The sequence below is a fragment of the Pararhodobacter sp. genome (genome assembly GCF_036802785.1).
In the GTDB taxonomy this organism is placed as follows: domain Bacteria; phylum Pseudomonadota; class Alphaproteobacteria; order Rhodobacterales; family Rhodobacteraceae; genus Pararhodobacter.
Map to the genome: position 1 here is coordinate 35,136 of NZ_DAIRVN010000018.1, position 22,970 is coordinate 58,105.

A 22,970-nucleotide genomic window follows, 5' to 3' on the forward strand; every position below is an offset into this window, starting at 1 on the left:
CAGATGGACGGGCGGGGGCAGCGCCCCCTTTCTGAACAAAAAAGGCTTCTGCGAAGCAGTCCGCCGGATCAACCGCTGAGCGCACCTAGCGCAGAATCCCGATGACGCCAGCGCCGCGTCATGATAGCCGCATGGGCATGAGCACGCTTCCTTCCAAGACCGACCTGCACAGCTGGCTGACCGAAAACCCCGAGATCACGGGCCTGCGCGAGATTGCGCGTGCCTTCGGGCTCAAGGGCGCGGCACGGCCCGATCTCAAACGGCTTCTGGCCGAGATGGAGGAAGAGGGCCTTTATTCCCGCCGCAAACGCCGCCACGCCACAGACCGCCTGCCGCCTGTCGGGTTGCTGACGGTGCTGGGTCCCGACGCCTCGGGCGATCTTTTCGCCGAGCCGCAGGACTGGCGCGGCCCCGGCCCTACGCCGCGCGTTCTGGTGCTGACCCGCCCGGGCGATCCCGCGCCGGGCGAGGGTGACCGCATCCTTGCCAAGCTGATGCAGGTGCGCGGCGATGATCACGACTACCATGCCCGTATCATCCGCAAGCTGGGCACCAATCCGCGCAAGGTGCTGGGGCTGTTCCGCATCGGGGCCGAGGGCGGGCGGATCGTGCCGATCGACAAGGGCGCCGACATGGAGTGGATGGTGCCCCATGGCCAGACCGAGGGCGCGCGCGACGGCGAGCTGGTCGAGGCCGAGCAGACCGGCCCGGCCCGCATGGGCCTGCCGCGGGCGCGCATCACCGCGCGGCTGGGCGACCCTTCGGCACCCAAGGCCGTCTCGCTGATCGCCATTCACCAGCATGGTATCCCTGACCATTTCCCCGATGCCGTCATCGCTGAAGCCGATGCGATGACCCCCGCGTCGCTGGGCAAGCGCGAGGATCTGCGCGAACTGCCGCTTTTCACCATCGACCCCTCAGACGCGCGCGATCACGATGATGCGGTTCTGGCCATGCCCGATGACGATGCCAAAAACCCCGGCGGTTTCATCGTCTGGGTGGCCATCGCCGATGTTGCTGCCCATGTCCTCCCCAATTCTGAGCTGGACCGCGAAGCGCGCAGGCGCGGCAATTCCACCTACTTCCCCGACCGCGTGGTGCCGATGCTGCCTGACCGCCTGTCGGGCGATCTGTGTTCGCTGCACGAGCATGTGGACCGCGCCGTGATCGCTGTGCGGATGGTGCTGAACGCGCAGGGTGACAAGATTTCGCATCGCTTCACCCGCGCCATGATGCGCTCGCATGCCTCGCTGACCTATGAGCAGGCGCAGGCCGCGTTCGAAGGTCGGCTGGACGGTGCCACCGAGCCGCTGGCCCGCCCGCTGGCCGATCTTTATGCTGCGTGGCAGGCCACCCTGCCCGCCCGCGCGCGCCGTCAGCCGCTGGATCTGGACCTGCCCGAGCGTCAGATCATCCTGTCGGAGGAGGGCAAGGTCACCTCGGTTGCGTTCAAGGACAGGATCGACGCCCACCGGGTGATCGAGGAGTTCATGGTGCTGGCCAATGTCGCCGCCGCCGAGGAACTGATCGAACGGCGCTCGCCGCTGCTGTTCCGGGTCCATGAAGAACCGAGCCCTGAAAAGATCGAAGCGCTGCGCGAGATCGCGGTGAGCGCGGGTTATGTGCTGGCCAAGGGGCAGGTGCTGCAGACCCGCCATCTGAACGCGCTGCTGAAGCAGGCCGAGGGTGGCGAGTTTGACGAACTGATCAACATGTCGACCCTGCGCTCGATGACACAGGCCTATTACAGCCCTGAGAACTTTGGCCATTTCGGTCTGGCATTGCGCAATTATGCGCATTTCACCTCGCCCATCCGGCGCTATTCGGACCTGATCGTGCACCGCGCCCTGATCAGTGCCCATCGCTGGAAACCCGATGCGCACAAAGAGGGCCTGACGGAATGGGATATCGAGCATCTGGCCGAGACCGCCAAGCTGATTTCCGAAGCAGAGCGCCGCTCGATGACCGCCGAGCGCGACACGACTGACCGCTATCTGGCCGCCTTCCTGTCAGAGCGCATCGGCGCGGTGTTCAGCGGGCGCGTTGCGGGCATCGCGCGGTTCGGCATGTTCGTGAAGCTTGATGAGACCGGCGCCGACGGGCTGGTGCCGATCCGCTCGCTGGGGGATGAATATTTCCACCATGACGCCGATGCCCAGACCCTGACCGGCGACCGCTCAGGTCAGGTGATCGGGCTGGGGCAGCGGGTGACGGTCAAGCTGTCCGAGGCCGAGGCGGTGACCGGCGGGCTGATTCTGGAGCTGATGGAGATCGAGGGCGAGGCCATGGCCCGCCCCGCGCGCGGCAAACGCAGCCGCTACCAGCCGCGCAAGGCCGCCGCCGCACGGGCGGGCAAGGCCAAGGCCCGGCGCAAGGTTGAGCGCAAGCGCTGACGGCACTGATGCAGGGGGGCTGTCTGCCCCCCTCTTCGGCTATGCCGAATTCACCCCCCGCGCGTATTTCCGGCAAGATGAAGGGTGGCGGGCCGCCCCTGTCGCCGCGTCGTGCGCCGTTGCAGACGCGGTGGCTTTCATCACTGCGGCGGCACCGCTATACAAAGCGGGAAACAGACAACGAAAGGTCACATCCATGGACGATATCGTCATCCTCGGCGGTGCGCGCACTGCCATCGGCACCTTTGGCGGCAGTCTTGCCGGAACCCCGCTTTCCGAGGTCGCCACGCATGTGACCAGGGCCGCGCTGGCGCGCGCCGGGGTCGAGGGCGGGCAGATCGGCAGTGTGGTCTTCGGCCATGTCGGCAATACCGAGCCGCGCGATGCCTATCTGTCGCGCGTGGCGGCGATGCAGGCCGGTATCCCGGACACCACCCCCGCCATGAATGTGAACCGGCTCTGTGGCTCGGGCGCGCAGGCGATTGTCTCGGCGGCGCAAGCCCTGATGCTGGGGGATGCCGATTTCGCGCTGGCCGGTGGCGCCGAAGCCATGAGCCGGATGCCCTATATCCTGCCCGCACAGCGCTTTGGCCAGAAGATGGGCGATGTTGCCGTGCAGGACATGATGCTGGGCGCCCTGACCTGCCCCTTCGGCACCGGCCATATGGGCGTGACCGCCGAAAATGTCGCGCGCGAGCACGATATCAGCCGCGCGGAACAGGACGCTTTCGCACTGGAAAGCCAGAACCGCGCCGCCCGCGCCATCAGCGAAGGTCGCTTTGCCAGCCAGATCGCGCCCTTCATGCTGAAAACCCGCAAGGGCGAGGTGGCCTTTGATACCGACGAGCACCCCAAGCAAACCTCGGCCGAGGCGCTGGCCGGGCTGCGCGCGGCATTCGAGAAGAACGGCACGGTGACGGCGGGCAATGCCAGCGGCATCAATGACGGGGCGGCGGCGGTGGTGCTGGCGCGCGCCTCTGCCGCGCAGGCCGCGGGCCTGAAGCCGCTGGCGCGCATTCTGGGCTATGCCGTCGCCGGGGTCCGCCCGGAAGTCATGGGCATTGGCCCGGTTCCGGCGGTGGAGCAGCTTCTGGCCCGCACCGGACTCAAGGCAAGCGATTTCGATGTGATCGAATCGAACGAGGCCTTTGCCGCACAGGCGCTGGCCGTGAACAAGGTGCTGGGCCTTGACCCTGCCCGCGTGAACCCCAACGGCGGCGCCATTGCGCTGGGCCATCCGGTGGGGGCCACCGGGGTGATCATCACGGTCAAGGCGCTTTACGAGCTTGAGCGCATTGGCGGCAAGCGCGCGCTGGTGACCATGTGCATCGGCGGCGGTCAGGGCATTGCACTGGCGATCGAGCGCCTCTGACCACGGCGCAGGCCGCGCCCGGAAAATTCCTCTCCGCCGGGCGCGGTTAATCTGACCTTCACGTCTGATCTGCAATCCTGCGGCGAAAGCCTGCCCGCGACGGGCGGGCGCGCAGGATTTCGGAGCGCGCATTTCAATGACGCTGTTTGACAAGCTGGCCCAGGAGCGCCGCGCCCGGCTGGTGGCTGAAAGGCTGCTGGACCAGCGCACCCGCGATCTGGATGCCGCGCGCGCCGAAATCGAGCGTCTGGGCCGCGTATTGACCGAGGAGCGGCGCAGACAGCGCGATGCGCAATCGGGTGCGCTGGAAGGGCAACAGATCAAGGCGCGCGGCGATCTGGAAGCGGCGCATCGCAACGCCGTGATGGCCGAGCGCCGGTTGTGGGATTCGCTCAACACCATCCGCGATGGCTTTGCCGTTTATAACGCCAGCCAGGAACTGGTGATTGCCAATCAGGCTTTCCTGAGCCATTTCACAGCCTTCCCTGAGGTGCGCCCGGGCGTGCAGTACCGTCGCCTGCTGGAAATCCTTGCGCATGACGGTCTGATCACCTTGCAGGACATCGCGCCCGACGAATGGGTGGAGGCGATGGTTGAGCGCTGGCAGCAGGAAACGATCGCCTCGCTGGTTGTGCGGTTCGCGGAGGGGCGGACGGCCAAGATCATCGACCGGCGTGCGCGGGGCGGCGATATCGTCTCGATCGTGCGCGACGTGACCGAGGCCGCGCGCCATGAGACCGAGCTGGAGGAGGCCCGCCTGCGCGCCGAGGCCGCCAGCCGCGCGAAATCTGCCTTTCTCGCGAACATGAGCCATGAGATCCGCACGCCGATGAACGGTGTCGTGGGCATGGCAGAGCTTCTGTGCGACACGCCGCTTGGCGATGAGCAGCTTCTATACGCCGAAACCATCCGCTCTTCGGGTGAGGCATTGCTGAACATCATCAATGACGTGCTCGATTTCTCCAAGATCGAGGCCGAGAAGCTGGCGCTGCACCCCGAACCCTTTGACCTTGAGCGCTGCATCCATGAAGTGCTGATCCTGCTGCAGGCAGGCGCACGCAAGCGCAAGATCAACCTCCTGATGGATTACGACCTTTTCCTCCCCACCCGCTTTCTGGCTGATCCGGGGCGGACGCGTCAGGTGCTGACCAACCTCATCGGCAATGCCGTGAAATTCACCGAAGTGGGGCATGTGCTGATCCGCGTTACCGGGGTCGAATCCGGGGCGGCGACACAGCAGCTTCATATCCTGATCGAGGATACGGGGATCGGCATTGCGCCCGAGAATCTGCAGACCATCTTTGACGAATTCGCCCAGGTCGATGACCAGACCAACCGCCGGTTCGAGGGGACAGGGCTGGGACTGGCCATCAGCCGCCGCCTGATCGAGATGATGGGCGGGGACATCTGGGTTGAATCCGAGCAGGGCCGGGGATCGTGCTTTGGCTTCACGCTCAGCCTGCCGGTGGCCGAGGATGCGCCGCAGCACCCCCATGCGCCGATCCGCCTGAGCCACGTTCTGGTGGCCGATGATCACCTGATCAACCGAACCATCCTTGAGCGCCAACTCAGCGCGCAGGGGCTGGAGGTGACCTTGTGCGAATCGGGCGAAGAGGTGCTCAGGCAGGTTTCCCGGATGCAACGCGGCGAGGGGCCGGCCTTTGATCTGCTGATCACCGATCATGAGATGGTGGGCATGAACGGGTTCGATCTGGCCACCCACCTGCGTGCCGGGGGCTGCGATATCCCGCTGATCATGCTCAGTTCCAGCCCCGCGCAGCTGCGCGACCACCCCGGCGTCGCGCATTTCCATACGATCCTGCAAAAACCCCTTCTCCGGCGGGAGCTGATGCGCCAGCTCCAGCTTCTCAGCGATCCTGCGGGCAGCCCCTTGGTGCCGGATAACCCGGTCGCCGCGCCCCGGCCTGATCACAGCCAGGGCCGCGCCATGCGCGTCCTCGTCGCTGAGGATAACCGCACCAACCGGCTGGTCTTTTCCAAGATGGTCGATGGTTTCGACATCGAACTGACCTTTGCTGAGAACGGACAGCAGGCGGTTGAGGGCTTTGCCGATATCCGGCCCGATATCATCTTCATGGACATCTCCATGCCCGAGATGGACGGGCGGGAGGCCACGCGCACCATCCGCCAGATGCCCGGCGGGGCGCAGGTGGCCATTGTCGCGCTCACCGCCCACGCGCTGGCCGGGGACCGCGATGCGATCCTGTCTGCGGGGCTGGATCACTACCTGACCAAACCGCTGCGCAAACCGCTTCTGGCGGATATGATCATCCGCCACCTGCCCGACGATGTCCGCCCGCCCATCCCTCTGCCGCGCCAGACGGCATGAGGGTGCCATGCTCAGCGCGCCGGGTGCTCGCGCAGGAAAACCGGGGCGTCAGGGCGGCTGTCGCCGGGCTGAAACCTGTAGCCCATCGCGTCGAAATGGCGCAGCTCGGCCGGGTCTGTCAGGCGGTTTTCCATCACGAAACGGGCCATGGCCCCGCGGGCGCGCTTGGCGTGAAAGCTGATCACCCGCGGCGCCTCACCCTCCGCGCTGTCCACAAAGCGGGGGGTGACAACCGGCAGGCCCAGCACCTCCGGCGCCACCGATGCGAAATATTCCTGTGATGCGCAGTTCACCACCGCCGCCGCGCCCACTGCTTCGGCATCGGCCTTCAGCAGCCGGGCAATGCGCGCGCCCCACCAGTCATAAAGCGTCTTGCCGCGCGGGGTGGCCAGCCGCGTGCCCATCTCAAGCCGGTGTTCCTGTATCCCGTCTTCGGGGCGAAGAAGCCCGTAAAGCCCTGAAAGGATGCGCAAATGCCCCTGCGCCCAGTCCCGCGCGGCGGGTTCAAGCGAGGCCGCGTGCAGACCCACATAGGTGTCGCCCGCAAAGCCCAGCGCCGCCGGGCGCAGCACCTCGGGCGCGGGCTCGGCGGCGAAACGCTGAAACCGCCCGTGGTTCAGCGCGCTCAGCGCCGGGCTCAGATGCATCAGCCGCCCCAGCTGCGCCGCCGAAAGGCCGCGTGCGATATCCGCCAGCGCAACGGCTTCCTCATGAAGCCGGGGCAGCCCGACGGGTGCCGCCACGGGCCGCCAGTCCAGCTTCTTGGCCGGGGAAATCACAACCAGCATGCGCGCCTCCTTTGCGACTGAGCAGGCGTCAGATAGCCCGCAAGCGGCGCGGCATCAACCAAGGGGCGGCATTTGCGGTTGCCCTTGGCGCGGGCGCACCTTACTTGAAAAGGCACCAGACTTCTCGCCCGCCCCTTCTGCCTGCCCGGAGGCCGCATGCTCTCGATCCTGCAAATTATCTACCTGATCCTCGATGTGATGTGGTTCATCGTGATCGTTCATGTCGTGCTCAGCTGGCTGATCAACTTTCAGGTGCTCAACCTGCGCCAGCCGCTTGTCGCCCAGATCTGGGACGGGCTGAACCGCCTGCTTGAACCCATCTACAGCCGGATCCGCAGCTTTCTGCCCTCGATGGGCGGCATTGACCTTGCGCCCCTGATCCTGCTGCTGGCGCTTTACGCGGTGCGCATCGTGATCGCCAACAACATGTCCGCCTTCGTCTGATCCCGTGACATCCAGCCCCCCCGAACTGTCGCGGCCCAGCCCCGAAGACATTCTCGCCCGCGTCTTCGGCTTTCCCGGCTTCCGCCCCGGTCAGGGCGAGATCGCGCATGCCGTGATCGAGGGGCAGGATGTGCTGGCGATCATGCCCACCGGCGGCGGCAAGTCGCTGTGCTATCAGCTGCCCGCACTGTGCCGTACCGGACTGACGGTGGTGATTTCACCGCTGATCGCCCTGATGCGCGATCAGGTCCGCGCTTTGCAGGAGGCCGGGGTGGCCGCCGCCGCGCTCACCTCCGGCAATTCGCCCGACGAGAATGCCGAGATCTTTTCAGCGCTGGAGGAAGAGCGGCTCAAACTGCTCTATATCGCGCCCGAACGGCTTGCCGCCAGCGCCACAACCGCGCTGCTGCGCCGCTCAGGCTGCTCGCTGATCGCGGTGGATGAGGCGCATTGCGTCAGCCAGTGGGGCCATGATTTCCGCCCGGATTACCTGCGCATCGGTGAGTTACGCCGCGCATTGGGTGTGCCGCTGGCCGCCTTCACCGCTACCGCCGACGCCGCCACCCGCGACGAAATCATCACCCGCCTCTTTGCCGACAAGCCGCCGGTCACCTTTCTGCGCGGCTTTGACCGGCCCAATATCCGGCTGGCCTTCGCCGTCAAGAACAGCCCCCGCCGCCAGATCATGGCCTTTGCCGAGGCGCGGCGCGGCCAGTCCGGCATCGTCTATTGCGCGACGCGCGCGCGCACCGAAACCCTTGCCCGCGCGCTGGAAGAAAGCGGGTTTTCCGTGCGCGCCTACCACGGCGGGCTGGAAGACTGGGAGCGGCGCAAGGTCGAAGAGATGTTTCAGCGCGAAGAGGGGCTGATCGTCTGCGCAACCGTGGCTTTTGGCATGGGCGTGGACAAGCCCGATGTGCGCTGGGTGGCGCATGCCGATCTGCCCAAATCCATCGAGGCCTATTATCAGGAGATCGGGCGCGCCGGGCGCGATGGCCTGCCCGCCGACACGCTCACCCTTTATGGCCCCGATGACATCCGCCTGCGCCGCGCCCAGATCGACGAAAGCACCGCCCCCTCAGAGCGGCGCGCGGCTGATCATGCCCGGCTCAACACCCTTCTGGGGCTGGCCGAAACCGCCCATTGCCGCCGCCGTATGTTGCTGGCCTATTTCGGCGAGGTCAGCGAGGATTGCGGCAATTGCGACATGTGCGCGGCCCCTGCCAAACTGTTCAACGCGACCGAGCCGGTGCGCAAGGCGCTGTCGGCCATGCTGCGCACCGGCGAGTATTTCGGCACCGGGCATCTGATCGACATTCTGACCGGCAATGCCACCGAGAAGGTGCGCGCGCGCGGGCATGACCAGTTGCCCACCTTCGCCGTCGGGCGCGATCTGCCGCGCGCCGGCTGGCAGGCGGTGTTTCGTCAGATGATGGGCCGCGATCTGGTCCGCCCTGATTCCGAGCGCCACGGCGCCCTGCGCATGACCGAAGCCGCCCGTCCCATCCTGCGCGGCGAGGCCGAGATTCATCTGCGCGAAGATACCGTCACCGATGCCCCCACCCGCAACGAGGCCCGCGCGCTGGTCTCCGATGAGGACGCGCCGCTTCTGGCCGCGCTCAAGGCCCACCGCCGCAGCCTGGCCGAGGCCGCGCGCGTGCCCTCCTATGTCATCTTCACCGACCGCTCGCTGATCGAGATGGCCGAGCGCAAGCCGCAATCGCTGGACGCATTCGCGCGCATCACCGGGGTCGGCGCCACCAAACTCGAACGCTACGGCGCCAGCTTCCTTGAGGTCATCACCCGCGCCCCGGTCGCCATGCCGCACCCGGCGCGGCGCAAGCTTGCGGGTGCCGATGCTGCCCCGCTCTATGACCGGCTTCTGGCCGAGGAACAGCGCCTTGCGCGCGGCGCATGTGGCACGCTCAAGCCGCTCTCCCTCACCCCGGCCCAGCGCGCCCGTCTCGCCGCCCAGCGCCCGGGTGACCTGAATGCGCTCACCCGTCTGATCGGCGAGCGCGCAACAGAACGCTTCGGCCCGGCCTTCCTTGATCTTTTCCAGACCAACCCGGAAAACTGACGCCCGCCCCGGCCCCTTCATTTTCTGTCTGAAAATATCCCCGGGGGTGAATGGGCCGCAGGCCCAGAGGGGGCAGGAAGCCCCCTGCCCGGCCGCCACTCAGCCGCCACTCAGCACATAGGTCAGCACGGCCGCATAGAACACAAGGCTCGCCGCCAGCACGAAACCATGCCAGATCGTGTTGTGAAACGGCAACTTCTCCCACAGGTAAAAAATCACCCCTGCGGTATAGAGGCTGCCGCCGATCACCATCAGCACCACCACCGTCAGCGGCAGTTCCGCCAGCAGCGCCTGCCCGGCCACCACCCCGGCCCAGCCCATGCCCAGATACAGCGCAAGCCCCAGCCAGCGGAAGCGCCAGGGGCAGATCAGCTTCAGCGCCACACCCGCCAGCGCGGCCCCCCACAGCCCGGCGGTCAGCGCCATGCCATGGCCGGAAAGCAGCGTGAACGGCGTGTAGGTGCCCGCGATCTTCACATAGATCGCCGAATGGTCCAGTCGCTTGAACAGCCATTCGCGCGCGGCACCCCAGTCCAGGCTCTGGCTCATGTTATACAGCGCCGAACAGAAGATCATCGCAATCAGCGCCGCGCCATAGATGCTGACCCCGGTCAGCGACAGGGCATCGCCCCGTTGCAGCATTGTCACCACAATCAGCACCGGCACCGCCATCAGCACCAGCGACAGCCCGGCGACATGAACCACCGCATCCGACAGCCGCTCGGCACGGCTGTAGCGGCTGGGTGTGGCGGTGGCAAGGGGCATGGCGGGCTCTCTTTCAGCGTTAGGGCAGGGCATGGTCAGGACTGGGCAAGACATCGGCAAGGCGCGGGTCAGCATACAGGATAGCCCCGATGCCCCCCGCGCGGCAAGTCTGCCCCCGGGTCATCCCGCCCGGTGACACGCAGGCGTGAAACCCTGCAAAGGCACTACGGGCGCTTGACCTTCTGACAGCACTGGTTCACGAAACGCACCGCAGGAAAGGCGCGCCATGTATCCGATCGTCAGGCTGATCAAAGAGCAGTTCAAGTTCCGCAATGCCCCGCCGCTGGGGCTGTTCGACACGCATGTGTCGCATCACCGCTGCTGGCCCTGGGATATCGACCCCTGGATGGAGCTGAACAACGGCCGCACGCTCACCCTGTTCGACCTTGGCCGCATGCCCTTTTCCACCCGCACCGGCATGTTCCGGGCCATGCGGGCCCACGGCTGGGGCATGACTGTGGCAGGCAACAGCACCCGCTACCGTCGCCGGGTGCGGGTGTTTCATCGCTTCAGCACCCGGACACGCATGGTGGGCTGGGACCGGCGCTTTCTCTATGTAGAGCAGTCGATGTGGCGAAACGGCGAGGCGCTGAACCATATCCTTATCCGGCTGGCGGCGACCAATGAAAACGGCATCCTGCCGCCCGAGAAACTGATCGCGGCCATGGGCTATCCCGGCCTTGAATGCCCGGCGCTGCCGGAATGGGTCGGCGCATGGATCGCCGCAGATGCCCTGCGCCCCTGGCCGCCCGCGCGTCAGAGCTGACCGCATCCGCGCCGCGACCGCCGTCTGCCACAGCAGGTCCATTTGGCGCAGAAGCCAGTCATCTTTAGAATCATTCCACAAATTGACATGGATCATGTCTTCGTGACCGGAACTCTGCTTGTCTGCCCGTGACGCGCGACAAGCCACCCTCCCCTGTGCCGTTCAGGACGAATCATCGGCAGCACAGGGCAACAAAGGAGACTTCTGGTGACCCTGCGACTTGCCAAGCCTTTTGCCATCACGGCCACCGCGATTGCGCTGTGCCTTGGCGGCGCGGCCTCGGCCCAGGACATGGGTGAGTATATCACCATGTTCGAGCCGCTGCCCGCCATTCCGCCGATTCCATCCGGCGCCACCATGTCCACCGAGCGCATTGACTTGGGCCGCATGCTGTTTTTTGAACCGCGCATTTCCGCCTCGGGCGTGATCAGCTGCGCGACCTGCCACAACCCCGCACTGGGCTGGACCGACCGTATCCCCCGGGCCACCGGCCATGACGGGCAGGTCGGCGACCGCAACACGCCGACGGTTCTGAACTCCGGCTTCCTGCGCGCGCAATTCTGGGACGGGCGCGAGCCTGATCTTGAAGGGCAGGCGCTGGGGCCGATTCAGGCCGAGATCGAGATGAACATGACCCTCGAACAGGCAATCGACCGCCTGAAAGAGTTCGAGGTGTATCGTTCGGCCTTTGCCGTGGCCTTCCCCGGTGACCCCGATCCGGTGAACCCGCCCAATGTGGCACTGGCCATCGCGGCGTTCGAGCGGACGCTGAACACCCCCAACTCGCCCTTTGACCGCTTCCTGATGGGCGATGAGATGGCGATGACCGCGCAGCAGCAAAGCGGGATGCGCCTGTTTGTCGATAACGGCTGCGTGGCCTGCCACAACGGCCCCAACCTGTCGGACAGCAACTTCCATCGCTTCGAGCTTCCGGGTTCGACCGATGCGGGCCGCTTCCTTGTGACGGGCGACGAGGCTGACCGCTTCGCCTTCCGCACACCGACCCTGCGCAACGTCACCGTGACCTACCCGTATTTCAACAACGGCTCGGTCGCCAATCTGCGCGATGCAGTCAATCTGATGGGGCAGCAGATGCTGGGCCATGATTTTGCCGAGGAGGAACTGGAAGATCTGGTCGCCTTCCTCGAAGCGCTGACCGGCGACATGCCGCATATCGAAGTGCCCGCACTGCCGTAAATTTCAGCAAACCGCAGCACGCCCCGCCCCCGGAACACCACCGGGGGCGGTTTTCTGTGCAACAGCCCTTTTCTTTCGCGCTTTCCCCCCGCAGCTTGCACTCAGACATGAGAGCCATGGAGGGGCAGATGCCCGGCACCACCCAAAAAGCCAGTGCAATCCCCGGCCCCGGCCATAACAACGGCCCGAGCATGGAACCCGGCGCGGGCTGGCGTCGCCATTGCTGGAGCGTGGCGCGCGAGGCGCTGCTGCCCACCTTGCCCATCGAGGTGCTGCGCCAGCGGGTGAAACGCGCCGCCGAAATCGGGCTGGACTACCGCACCTATGCTTCCATCCGCGCGGCCTCAGGCCATGATGTGGTGGCGTTCCTGTTCTCCACCAATGCGCTGCACCTGCTGCCCCGGCGCCCTGATCTGTCTGAAAACCGCGCCCGGCGGCTTGAAACCGTTGCCGGTGCGGGCCGCGCGGCACTGGCGCAGGCCCCGCTCAGCCCCGCCGACCTGAGCCGCTTCATGCCCGCCCTGCTTGACCACGCCAGCCAGGCCCCTGCCCCCTATGCCCCCTGGTCCGAGGCCCGCGCCCGCGTGCTTGGCGCACTCACCGGGCCGGGCTGGCCGCGCGGCGGCGTGGTGCTGGTCGGTGACACCGGGCCGGAGCACGAATGGGCACTGGCCGCGCGGCTCGGCTACTACCTGCCAGCCGAACGGTTCTTTGCCGCCTGACCGCCGGGGCTGCGCGCGCTGGGGGCGCAGGGGGCGACATTTCCCCTTTTCTTTTCCGCGCGCCCCCGTATAGTCCGGCGCATGGATACCGGAATGCGCCCTTTCTGCCCTGACCTTGCCCCGCATGCAGCGGCACGGCATGGCCTGCGCGGCCTCCTCCTCCTTAGCGGCCTCTGAGCGTGCCTTCATAGGGCGCGACCGCTCAGAGGTATGCAGCGCCCAACGCCCGCCCGCTTCGGAAACCAGACCAAGAGACAGCCATGAACACCAATACCGAACAGAACCGCGTTCTGATCTTCGACACCAGCCTGCGTGACGGTGAGCAATCGCCCGGCGCAACCATGAGCCATGCCGAGAAACTGGAAATCGCCGCCCTGCTCGATGAGATGGGTGTCGATATCATCGAGGCGGGCTTTCCCATCGCCTCGGAAGGCGATTTCGAGGCCGTGCGCGACATCGCCATCAATGCAAAAAACTCGGTGATTTGTGGGCTGGCCCGCGCCAATCTCACCGATATCGACCGCGCCTGGGAAGCGGTGAAACACGCGGCCCGCCCGCGTATCCACACCTTCATCGGCACCTCGCCGCTGCACCGTGATATCACCGCCCTGAACCTGGACGACATGGTCGCGCGCATTCAGGCGACCGTCGCCCATGCCCGCAATCTGTGCGACAATGTACAATGGTCGCCGATGGACGCCACGCGCACGGAACGCGACTACCTGTGCCGCGTGGTTGAAACGGCGATCAAGGCAGGTGCCAGCACCATCAACATCCCCGATACGGTCGGCTACACCGCGCCCCGCGAAAGCGCCGATCTGATCCTCATGCTGCTGGAGCGGGTGCCGGGCGCCGATACGGTCGTCTTCTCAACGCATTGCCACAACGATCTGGGGATGGCCACGGCCAACAGCCTCGCCGCCGTGGAAGCGGGCGCGCGCCAGATCGAATGCACGATCAACGGGTTGGGCGAGCGGGCAGGCAATACGGCGCTGGAAGAGGTGGTGATGGCCATGCGCGTGCGCCATGACATCATGCCCTTCACCACCGCCATCGACACCACGAAAATCATGAACCTCTCGCGCCGCGTGGCGCAGGTTTCAGGCTTCGCGGTGCAGTTCAACAAGGCCGTGGTGGGCAAGAACGCCTTCCTGCACGAATCGGGCATCCATCAGGACGGGGTGCTGAAGAACGTGCAGACCTTCGAGATCATGCGCCCTGAAGACATCGGCCTGACCGCCAAGAACATCGCCATGGGCAAGCATTCGGGCCGCGCGGCGCTGCGCGCGAAACTGTCTGAACTGGGGTTTGAGCTGGGGGATAACCAGCTGAAAGACGTGTTCGTCCGCTTCAAGGCACTGGCGGATCGCAAGAAAGAGGTCTTTGACGACGATCTGGTCGCCCTGCTGCAGGATACGGCATCGACCGGCGAGGACGATTTCCTGCAGATCCGCCGCCTGCGCGTGGTCTGCGGCACCGATGGCCCGCAAGAAGCCGAACTGACCATGCTGGTCGGCGACAGCGAGAAAAGCATCGATGCCACCGGCGACGGCCCGGTGGATGCAACCTTCAACGCGGTGAAAATGCTCTATCCGCATGAGGCGCAACTGGAACTCTATCAGGTCCATGCCGTGACCGAAGGCACCGATGCGCAGGCAACCGTCTCGGTCAGGCTGTCAAAAGACGGGCAGGTCTATTCCGGGCAATCGGCCGATACCGACACGGTGGTGGCCTCGGCCCGCGCCTATGTCAACGCGCTCAACCGGCTGCACCTGCACCAGAACCGTGGCAACAACTCGGCCCTGATGCAATCGGCTGGCTGACAGGCGGGCGTCAAAAGAGGGGGCTTTGCCCCCTCTGGGCCTGCGGCCCATTCACCCCCAGGATATTTATCGAACAGATGAAAGCGCATTCTTTTCTCTTTCACCTGTTCAAAAATATCCCGGGGGAGTCGCCCGAAGGGCGGCGGGGGCAGCGCCCCCCAACGCCGCGCAGCGGCAAGCAAACAGGCTTCTGCGCAAGCAGGCATTCAGGTCTGCCTTCAAACTTGCCTGTGAGGCGCCTTGTTACCGAAACGTGAGCGTTCGCGGGCGGTTTGGTGCCGGTGGTTCCTGCCTCGGCCCTTTACGACGCGGGGCTCGCAGGCCTATAAGTGCGCGCAATGCGTTCCGCAGCCTGCGGAACGGTATCATGCATGCTGGAAAGACGCGGAATGTTCGGACTCAGAGGGCTATTTTCGTCAGATATGGCGATCGATCTCGGCACGGCCAATACGCTTGTCTATGTCAAGGGGCGCGGGATCATCCTTAATGAGCCCTCTGTCGTAGCCTATCACGTCAAGGACGGGCGCAAGCAGGTTCTGGCGGTGGGCGAGGATGCCAAGCTCATGCTGGGCCGTACCCCCGGCTCCATCGAGGCGATCCGGCCGATGCGTGACGGCGTGATCGCCGATTTCGATGTCGCCGAAGAGATGATCAAGCATTTCATCCGCAAGGTCACCAAACGTTCCACGTTTTCCAAGCCCAAGGTCATTGTCTGTGTGCCCTATGGCGCCACGCCAGTTGAAAAGCGCGCGATCCGCCAGTCGGTTCTCTCGGCGGGCGCGCGGCGCGCGGGGCTGATTTCCGAGCCCATTGCCGCCGCCATCGGCGCGGGCATGCCGATCACCGACCCCACCGGCAGCATGGTTGTCGATATCGGCGGCGGCACCACCGAGGTGGCGGTTCTGTCGTTGGGCGATATCGTCTATGCCCGCTCGGTCCGGGTGGGTGGCGACCGGATGGATGAGGCGATCATCAGCTATCTGCGCCGCCACCAGAACCTTCTGATCGGCGAATCCACCGCCGAGCGCATCAAGACAACCATCGGCACCGCCCGCATGCCCGATGACGGGCGCGGCCAGACCATGCATGTGCGCGGGCGCGACCTGCTGAACGGTGTGCCCAAGGAAATCGAGATCACCCAGGGTCAGATCGCCGAGGCGCTGTCGGAGACCGTGCAGACCATCTGTGAGGCGGTGATGATCGCGCTGGAAACGACGCCACCCGATCTGGCCGCCGATATCGTTGATCGCGGTGTCATGCTGACCGGCGGCGGCGCGCTGCTGGGTGACCTTGATCTGGCGCTGCGCGAGCAGACCGGCCTGATCATCACCGTGGCCGACCAGTCGCTGAACTGCGTGGCACTGGGCACCGGCAAGGCGCTGGAATATGAAAAACAGCTGCGTCACGCGATCGATTACGATAGCTGACCTGGCCGCTCCATCGAGGCCCGCTTGTGCCGAACGACCGTCTGAACGAGGCTGATTACGTCCGCCCGGTGCGCCGGCTCGTTCTGGGCGTGGTGATCATCGTCTTTGGCGCCCTCTTCCTGTTGTGGCGCATCGACAGCCCACGGGTTGAGCGCTTCCGCATGGCCTTTGTCGATGCGGTGGTGCCCAATATGGACTGGGCCATGGCCCCCGTCACCCGCGCCAGCCGCATGATCGAGGATTTCCGCTCTTACGCGCGGATTTATGAGCAGAACCAGGAGCTTCGCCGCGAATTGCAACAGATGCGCGCCTGGCGCGAGGCCGCGTTACAGCTTGAGCAGCGCAATGCCCAGCTGCTGGATCTGGCGCAGGTGCGGCTGGACCCGCAGCTGACGCATGTTACCGGGGTGGTGATGGCGGATGCGGGCTCACCTTACCGCAAATCGGTGCTGATCAATGTCGGCGCGCGCGACGGGATCGTCGATGGCTGGGCGGTGATGGACGGGCTGGGCTTGGCGGGGCGCATCGCCGGAGTCGGCCAGCGCTCATCCCGGGTGATCCTGCTGACCGATTCGAACAGCCGGGTGCCGGTGATGCTGCAACCCTCGGGCCAGCGCGCGCTGCTGAGCGGCGACAACGGGCCGGTTCCGGTGCTGGAGTTTCTGGAATCGCCCGATGACGTGCGCCCCGGGGACCGTGTGGTCAGCGCTTCGGACGGCGGCGTGTTCCCGCCCGGGCTGCTGGTGGGCGAAGTGCTACAGGGCACAGACCGTCGCCTGCGGGTGCGCCTTGCCGCCGATTACGGGCGGCTGGATTTTCTGCGCGTGCTGCGCTCGCGCCCGGCGGAGCGGATCGGGCATTCGGGCACCCTGCTGCGCCCGGTAGACGCCACGGGCCTGCCGCTGGACCCTGCCACCGGCGCCCCTGCCGCCCAGACGCCGGCAGAGGACAGCGAAACCACCGGCACAGCCGATGAATGACGCGCTGCGCTTCGATACGCTGGCCTTTCTGGCGCTCTATCTGCTGATCGTGAGCGCCACGCTCTTCCTGCGCCTTCTGCCGCTGGATCTGACGGGCACGGGCCTGCCGGGGCCTGACCTGCTGTTATGCCTGACCATGGCATGGCTGCTGCGCCGCCCCGTACATCTTCCGGCCCCGGTCATCGGCGCAGTCTATCTGATCGAAGACCTGCTCACGCTGCGCCCGCCCGGCCTTTGGGCACTGCTGGTCCTGGCGGGGACCGAGTTTCTGCGCCGTCGCCAGCTGGTGGTGCGCGAGATCAATCTGGCGCTTGAGTGGGCGATGGTTTCGGGCGTGATCGTGGCGATGACCCTTGCCAACCGGCTGGTTCTTGCGATTGTGATGGTGCCGCAACCGCCGCTGGACTTGAGCCTGCTCAAACTTGCCTTCACACTGGCCGCTTATCCGGTCGTCGTGTTGGTCCTGCATTTCGTGCTCAGGGTGCGCAAGCCCGCAACCGGCGAAGTAGATGATCTGGGGCGCAAACTATGAAACGGCCACCAAAGGACAATGCAGAAAGCGTGCGCACCATCTCGCGGCGTGCCGCGCTGCTGGGCGGGGCGCAGCTGGTGTTTGCCGGCGCGCTGGTGCTGCGGATGCGCACCATGCAGGTGGCGGAATCTGATCAGTATCGCCTTCTGGCCGAAGAGAACCGCATCAACATCCGCCTGCTGCCCCCGGCGCGCGGGTTGATTCAGGATCGCCACGGAACGATTCTGGCCAATAATGTGCAGAATTACCGCGTGGTTCTGGTGCGCGAGGATGCGGGCGATCCGCGCGCGGCACTGGAGCGGCTGGCACAGATCATCGCGCTTACCCCCGATGAGATCGACCGTGCCGAGCGCGAGATCATGCGCCACCGACCCTTTGTTCCGGTCACCATCGCCGACCGCCTGAACTGGGAAGAGGTGGCGCGCGTCGCCGCCAATGCCCCCGCCATGCCGGGCATCACGCCCGAGGTCGGTTTTTCGCGCCACTATCCCTTTCAGGCCGAATTCGCCCATCTGGTCGGCTATGTCGGCCCGGTGTCGGAGGCCGATCTGGCCGCGCGCGAATCGCCCGAGCCGCTGCTGATGATCCCGCGCTTCCAGATCGGCAAGGTCGGGGTTGAGCGCGAGATGGAGGATTCACTGCGGGGAACCGCCGGGCACCGGCGGGTCGAGGTCAACGCCGTGGGCCGCGAAATGCGCGAGCTTGACCGGCAGGATGGCGATGCGGGCCATAACGTGCAGCTGACCGTTGACCGCACGTTGCAGGCTTTCACCATGGCCCGGCTGCATGAGGAAAGCGCGGCGGCGGTGATCCTGGAAGTGACGACAGGCGACATTCTTGCCATCGCCTCTACCCCCTCGTTTGACCCCAATCTGTTTGTGCGCGGCATTTCGGTGACTGATTTCAACGAACTGCGCGAGAATATCTATCGCCCGATGTCGAACAAATCGGTGCAGGGCGCCTATCCGCCCGGCTCCACCTTCAAAATGGTCACCGCGCTGGCCGCGTTTGATGCCGGGCTCGCCACGCCGGAGGAGCGCGTCTATTGCCCCGGCCATGTCGAAATCGCCGGGCGGCGCTTTCATTGCTGGAACCGTTCCGGCCACGGGCGGGTCAATCTGGTGACTGCCCTGTCGGAAAGCTGCGACATCTACTTCTATGACATGGCGCAGCGCGTCGGTATCGACCGGATCAATGCCATGTCGCAGCGTCTGGGGCTGGGGGTGCGTTACGACCTGCCGTTTTCCTCCATGTCCGAGGGGCTGAACCCCTCGCGCGAATGGAAGCGCGAACGGCGCGGGGCGGAGTGGCTGGTCGGCGATACCGTCAATGCCTCCATCGGGCAGGGCTTCGTTTTGTCCACACCGTTGCAACTGGCAGTGATGACGGCGCGGCTGGCCACCAACCGCGCCGTGCTGCCCCGCCTTGTCCGCGCCATCAACGGCGAAGAGACGGCGGTGCCCGAATACGCCCCACTGGGGCTGTCGCCCGCTGCCATGAGCCTTGTGAAACGCGGGATGTGGGAATGTTCCAACCACACGCGCGGCACCGCGTATTCCTCGCGTATCGTGCAGGACGGCATGCGCATGTGCGGCAAGACCGGCACCAGCCAGGTGTTTTCCATCACCGCCGCAGAACGCGCGTCAGGCATCCGCAGTCAGGATCAGTTGCCGTGGAACCGGCGTAACCACGCGCTTTTCGTGGGTTTCGGGCCTGATCCGGATCCGCGCTATGCCGTTTCGGTGGTGGTTGAGCATGGCGGCGGTGGCTCTTCTGCGGCCGCACCCATCGGCCGCGATCTCATGCTGGCGGCGCAGGCCGGTGGACTGCCTCCGATCGAGGCCTATCCGCAGCCGCAACGCAACCGCATCGAATCGATGCTGCGCGAGATCAGCGAGCGTATCGGTCCGCTTGATACCCCCGCCTCGGGGCGCGGCCGGGCATGAGCTATCTCGAATATAACGTCAAACATACCCCCTCCGGGCTGGTCAAGGTTCTGCACGTCAACTGGGCGCTGGTGCTGCTGCTGACGGCGGTGGCCTCGGTGGGCTTTCTGATGCTGTACTCGGTCGCAGGGGGCGATCTGGAGCGCTGGGCAGAGCCGCAGATGAAGCGCTTCGCACTGGGGCTGGCGGTGATGCTTGCCGTGGGCTTTGTGCCGCTGTGGTTCTGGCGCTCCATGTCGGGGATCGCCTATGCGCTCTCGGTGATCCTGCTGCTGGGGGTGGAATTCTTCGGATCGGTCGGCATGGGCGCGCAGCGCTGGCTTGAGCTGGGGCCGATCCGGCTGCAACCGTCGGAACTGGCCAAGATCTCGGTGATCATGGCGATGGCGGCCTATTATGACTGGCTTGACGTGCGCAAGACCTCGCATCCGCTCTGGGTGCTTGTGGCGGTTCTGATCATCGCGCTGCCCGCCTTTCTGACCCTGCGCCAGCCTGACCTTGGCACCTCGTTGCTGATCCTGGGCGGCGGCGGGCTGGTGATGTTCTTTGCCGGAGTCAGCCTGTGGTATTTCTTCGTGGTGGTGGCGGCAGGCGGCGGGTTGGTCACACTGGTGCTGTCCTCGCGCGGGACGGAATGGCAGTTGCTGAAAGACTACCAGTTCCGCCGCATCGACAGCTTCCTTGACCCCACCCTTGACCCGCTTGGCGCGGGCTATCACATCAATCAGGCGATGATCGCGCTGGGGTCTGGCGGCTGGTCCGGACGCGGTTTCATGCAGGGAACGCAGTCACGGCTCAACTTCCTGCCCGAGAAACACACCGATTTCATCTTCACCACCCTGGCCGAGGAATTCGGCTTCATCGGCGGGGTGTCGCTTCTGATCCTGTATCTGGCGATCATCGTTACCTGCGTCATTGCCGCGCTTCAGGCCCGCAAACGCTTTGCCTCGCTGATCATTCTGGGCGTGGCGGGCAATTTCTTCCTGTATTTCGCCGTCAACATGGCAATGGTCATGGGGCTGGCCCCGGTGGTGGGGGTGCCGCTGCCGCTGGTTTCCTATGGCGGTTCGGCCATGCTCATGATCATGATAGGTTTCGGCCTTGTCCAAAGCGCCTGCGTCCACCGCCCGAGGGAGCGACCATGAAACCCGTGATCCTGTTTGCCGGTGGCGTCACTCGCTGGCCCCATTGGGAGGGGCCCTTGCGCGCCGCCCTCCATGATGCGCAGATCGACGCCGATCTGGTGACAACCGCCGCGCCCGAAACCGTCGATTACATCCTCTATGCTCCAGGCGGCGATACCCCGCCGGATTTCACACCCTTCACGCGCTGCAAGGCGGTGCTCAGCCTCTGGGCCGGGGTGGAGCGGATCGTGGGCAACCCCACCCTGACCCAGCCGCTGTGCCGCATGGTTGATCCGGGGCTGACGCAGGGAATGGTCGAATATGTCACCGGCCATGTGCTGCGCGCCCATCTGGGCATCGACGCACTGCTGAGCAGCCAGAACGGGCGCTGGAACCCGGTGGTGCCGCCGCTGGCGTCCGAGCGCCCGGTAGCCATGCTGGGGTTGGGCGCGCTGGGAACGGCCTGCGCAAAGGCCCTCGCCGGGCTGGGCTTTCCGGTGCTGGGCTGGAGCCGTCGCGCCAGGGATGTCTCCGGCATTGCCTGCCTGCACGGCGATGCGGGGCTGCGCGCCGCGCTCAGGCAGGCGCAGATCGTCGTCACCCTCCTGCCCTCGACGCCCGAGACCGAGAATACCCTCAACGCCGAGACCCTCAGCCTGCTGCCGCGCGGCGCGGCCCTCATCAACCCCGGGCGCGGCACGCTGATCGACGATGACGCGCTGCTGGCGGCACTGGCCAGCGGGCGGGTGGGCCATGCCACGCTGGATGTCTTCCGGGTGGAGCCCCTGCCGCCCGACCACCCGTTCTGGGCGCATCCCCGCATCACCGTCACGCCCCATGTCGCCGCCGACACCCGGCCCTCCAGCGCGGCCCACGCGCTGGCCGAAAACATCCGCCGCAGCCTTGCGGGCGAGGCGCTTTTGCATGTCGTGGACCGCACGGCAGGCTACTGACATGGCCGACATCGCGGTGATCGGCGCGGGCGTCATCGGGCTGACGACGGCCCTGCGCCTCTGCACTGAAGGGCATGCCGTCACCCTGATCGCACCGCAAGAGGCGCCGCATATGGCCTCCACCGGCAATGCAGGCACCATCGCCGAATACGCCATCGACCCGGTCGCCACCCCCGGTGTGCTGCGCGCCCTGCCGCAACTGCTGTTCGACCCGCTCAGCCCGCTTGCCATCCACCGCCCGTCACTGGCGCGGCTCGCGCCGTGGCTGCTGCGCTTCGGCTGGCAGGCCTTGCCCGGCCCGTCGCGGCGCAACCGCCGCGCGCTGGTGCCGCTTCTGGCCGGTGCGGGCCCGCTATGGGATGCTCTGGCGCAGGAGACCGGCGCTGCCACGCTGCTGCGCCCCCGGGGCGCGCTCTATGCCTTTGATACCCCTGCCGCCCTGCGCGATGCCGCGGAGGGGCTGGAAAGGCGGCGCCTGCACGGGGTGGCGGTCGAACTGATCGACGGTGCCGCCCTCGAAAGGCTGGAGCCCGGCCTGCCGCAAGGGCGCTTCGCGGGCGCGGCACACTTTCCCGGCACCCGCGTCCTTGATGACCCTGGCCAGATGCTCGCCCGTATCGCCGCCACCGCGCAGGCGCGGGGCGTTCAGCGCATCGACGCCACGCTCAGCGCCCTCAGCCGCACCGCAGGGGGCTGGCGCATGGCGCTCGACAGCGGTGCCACGCACAGCGCGGAACAGATCGTGCTTGCGGCGGGCGCATGGTCGCAGGGGCTGGCGCTCGCCTTGGGCCTTGCCATTCCGCTCGATACCGAACGCGGCTATCACCTCGAATTTGACCTGCCCGAGGATGCAATGCCGCTCGCCCGCCCGCTCTGCCCTGACCGCTTCGGCTTTTACCTCACACCGATGCAGGGCCGGTTGCGCGCGGCGGGCACGGTGGAGCTGGGCGGCCTCCATGCCCCGCCCTCTCCCCACCGCTGGGATCAGCTGGAAAAGGGCGCGCGCGCCGTCTTCCCCGGTCTGCCGCCGGTCGCGCGCCGCTGGATGGGCCTGCGCCCCTCGCTGCCGGACAGCCTGCCGGTCATCGGCCCCGCTGGCCCGCAGGCACCGGGCGCATGGCTCGCCTTCGGGCATGGGCATATCGGCCTTACACTGGCGCCGCGCACCGCCGGGATGCTGGCCGATATGATCGCCGGGCGCCCACCCGCGCTTGACCCTGCCCCCTACAGCGCTGCGCGTTTCACCCGCCGCAGTGCAGGTTGAAGCCCAGCACACCGGGGCACCGCGCAGGCCCCCTCACCTGTTCA

The 22,970-nt window shown here is 66.1% G+C and carries 18 protein-coding genes; 16 read left to right on the forward strand and 2 right to left on the reverse strand.

Features of this window, described 5'->3' with window-relative positions; all coding sequences use genetic code 11:
* Positions 1-137 precede the first annotated feature (137 nt).
* The 3 genes from rnr (at position 138) to V7Q53_RS08640 (ending at position 6,115) form a co-directional block, all read left to right on the forward strand.
* The gene (rnr, locus tag V7Q53_RS08630) at positions 138-2,393 is read left to right on the forward strand and encodes a ribonuclease R (protein WP_333828129.1); all 2,256 of its coding nucleotides are present in this window, start codon (positions 138-140) and stop codon (positions 2,391-2,393) included.
* A gap of 196 nt (positions 2,394-2,589) precedes the next feature.
* Complete coding sequence (locus tag V7Q53_RS08635; RefSeq protein WP_333828130.1) at positions 2,590-3,765, forward strand: acetyl-CoA C-acyltransferase family protein; 1,176 nt, start codon at positions 2,590-2,592, stop codon at positions 3,763-3,765.
* A 136-nt stretch (positions 3,766-3,901) separates the two neighbouring features.
* A complete protein-coding gene (locus V7Q53_RS08640) occupies positions 3,902-6,115 on the forward strand; it encodes a response regulator (RefSeq protein ID WP_333828131.1) in 2,214 nt (737 codons plus the stop codon).
* Between the two features lie 11 nt (positions 6,116-6,126).
* Here the strand turns inward: V7Q53_RS08640 and yaaA are convergent, their stop codons facing one another.
* On the reverse strand, positions 6,127-6,903 hold the full coding sequence (gene yaaA / locus V7Q53_RS08645; protein WP_333828132.1) for a peroxide stress protein YaaA: 777 nt from the start codon (positions 6,901-6,903) through the stop codon (positions 6,127-6,129).
* 156 nt (positions 6,904-7,059) lie between these two features.
* Between yaaA and V7Q53_RS08650 the strand changes: the two genes are divergently transcribed.
* Both V7Q53_RS08650 and recQ read left to right on the forward strand, forming a co-directional pair.
* Positions 7,060-7,347 carry a YggT family protein gene (locus V7Q53_RS08650; protein WP_333828133.1) on the forward strand — a complete coding sequence of 96 codons (288 nt, stop codon included), beginning with the start codon at positions 7,060-7,062 and terminating at the stop codon, positions 7,345-7,347.
* A gap of 4 nt (positions 7,348-7,351) precedes the next feature.
* Positions 7,352-9,427: a DNA helicase RecQ gene (recQ, locus tag V7Q53_RS08655; RefSeq protein ID WP_333828134.1), complete on the forward strand. Its 2,076-nt coding sequence runs from the start codon at positions 7,352-7,354 to the stop codon at positions 9,425-9,427.
* Between the two features lie 99 nt (positions 9,428-9,526).
* Here recQ and trhA read toward each other — a convergent pair whose 3' ends face one another.
* Positions 9,527-10,192, reverse strand: coding sequence for a PAQR family membrane homeostasis protein TrhA (trhA, locus tag V7Q53_RS08660; RefSeq protein ID WP_333828135.1), 666 nt, complete (start codon positions 10,190-10,192; stop codon positions 9,527-9,529).
* 226 nt (positions 10,193-10,418) lie between these two features.
* Between trhA and V7Q53_RS08665 the strand changes: the two genes are divergently transcribed.
* From V7Q53_RS08665 to V7Q53_RS08715, 11 genes are all read left to right on the forward strand, one after another.
* On the forward strand, positions 10,419-10,958 hold the full coding sequence (locus V7Q53_RS08665) for an acyl-CoA thioesterase (protein ID WP_333828136.1): 540 nt from the start codon (positions 10,419-10,421) through the stop codon (positions 10,956-10,958).
* 207 nt (positions 10,959-11,165) lie between these two features.
* Complete coding sequence (locus V7Q53_RS08670) at positions 11,166-12,155, forward strand: cytochrome-c peroxidase (protein ID WP_333828137.1); 990 nt, start codon at positions 11,166-11,168, stop codon at positions 12,153-12,155.
* Positions 12,156-12,283: 128 nt separating this feature from the next.
* Positions 12,284-12,877, forward strand: a complete 594-nt coding sequence (locus V7Q53_RS08675; protein WP_333828138.1) for a hypothetical protein — start codon at positions 12,284-12,286, stop codon at positions 12,875-12,877.
* 260 nt (positions 12,878-13,137) lie between these two features.
* Positions 13,138-14,700: a 2-isopropylmalate synthase gene (locus V7Q53_RS08680; RefSeq protein ID WP_333828139.1), complete on the forward strand. Its 1,563-nt coding sequence runs from the start codon at positions 13,138-13,140 to the stop codon at positions 14,698-14,700.
* A 389-nt stretch (positions 14,701-15,089) separates the two neighbouring features.
* Positions 15,090-16,127: a rod shape-determining protein gene (locus tag V7Q53_RS08685; protein WP_333828140.1), complete on the forward strand. Its 1,038-nt coding sequence runs from the start codon at positions 15,090-15,092 to the stop codon at positions 16,125-16,127.
* A gap of 26 nt (positions 16,128-16,153) precedes the next feature.
* Entirely contained in the window at positions 16,154-17,107 is a 954-nt protein-coding gene (gene mreC / locus V7Q53_RS08690; RefSeq protein WP_333828141.1) for a rod shape-determining protein MreC, read from the forward strand.
* Positions 17,100-17,639 (forward strand): rod shape-determining protein MreD, encoded by a 540-nt coding sequence (locus V7Q53_RS08695; protein ID WP_333828142.1) that lies wholly within the window; start codon positions 17,100-17,102, stop codon positions 17,637-17,639. Before mreC ends, V7Q53_RS08695 begins: the two co-directional genes overlap by 8 nt.
* Positions 17,636-19,585 carry a penicillin-binding protein 2 gene (mrdA, locus tag V7Q53_RS08700; RefSeq protein WP_333828143.1) on the forward strand — a complete coding sequence of 650 codons (1,950 nt, stop codon included), beginning with the start codon at positions 17,636-17,638 and terminating at the stop codon, positions 19,583-19,585. The genes V7Q53_RS08695 and mrdA overlap by 4 nt, the downstream gene beginning before the upstream one ends.
* Entirely contained in the window at positions 19,582-20,730 is a 1,149-nt protein-coding gene (gene rodA / locus V7Q53_RS08705; protein WP_333828144.1) for a rod shape-determining protein RodA, read from the forward strand. The genes mrdA and rodA overlap by 4 nt, the downstream gene beginning before the upstream one ends.
* A complete protein-coding gene (locus V7Q53_RS08710) occupies positions 20,727-21,662 on the forward strand; it encodes a 2-hydroxyacid dehydrogenase (RefSeq protein ID WP_333828145.1) in 936 nt (311 codons plus the stop codon). Before rodA ends, V7Q53_RS08710 begins: the two co-directional genes overlap by 4 nt.
* The gene (locus V7Q53_RS08715; protein WP_333828146.1) at positions 21,634-22,926 is read left to right on the forward strand and encodes an NAD(P)/FAD-dependent oxidoreductase; all 1,293 of its coding nucleotides are present in this window, start codon (positions 21,634-21,636) and stop codon (positions 22,924-22,926) included. The genes V7Q53_RS08710 and V7Q53_RS08715 overlap by 29 nt, the downstream gene beginning before the upstream one ends.
* The last annotated feature ends 44 nt before the right edge of the window (positions 22,927-22,970 follow it).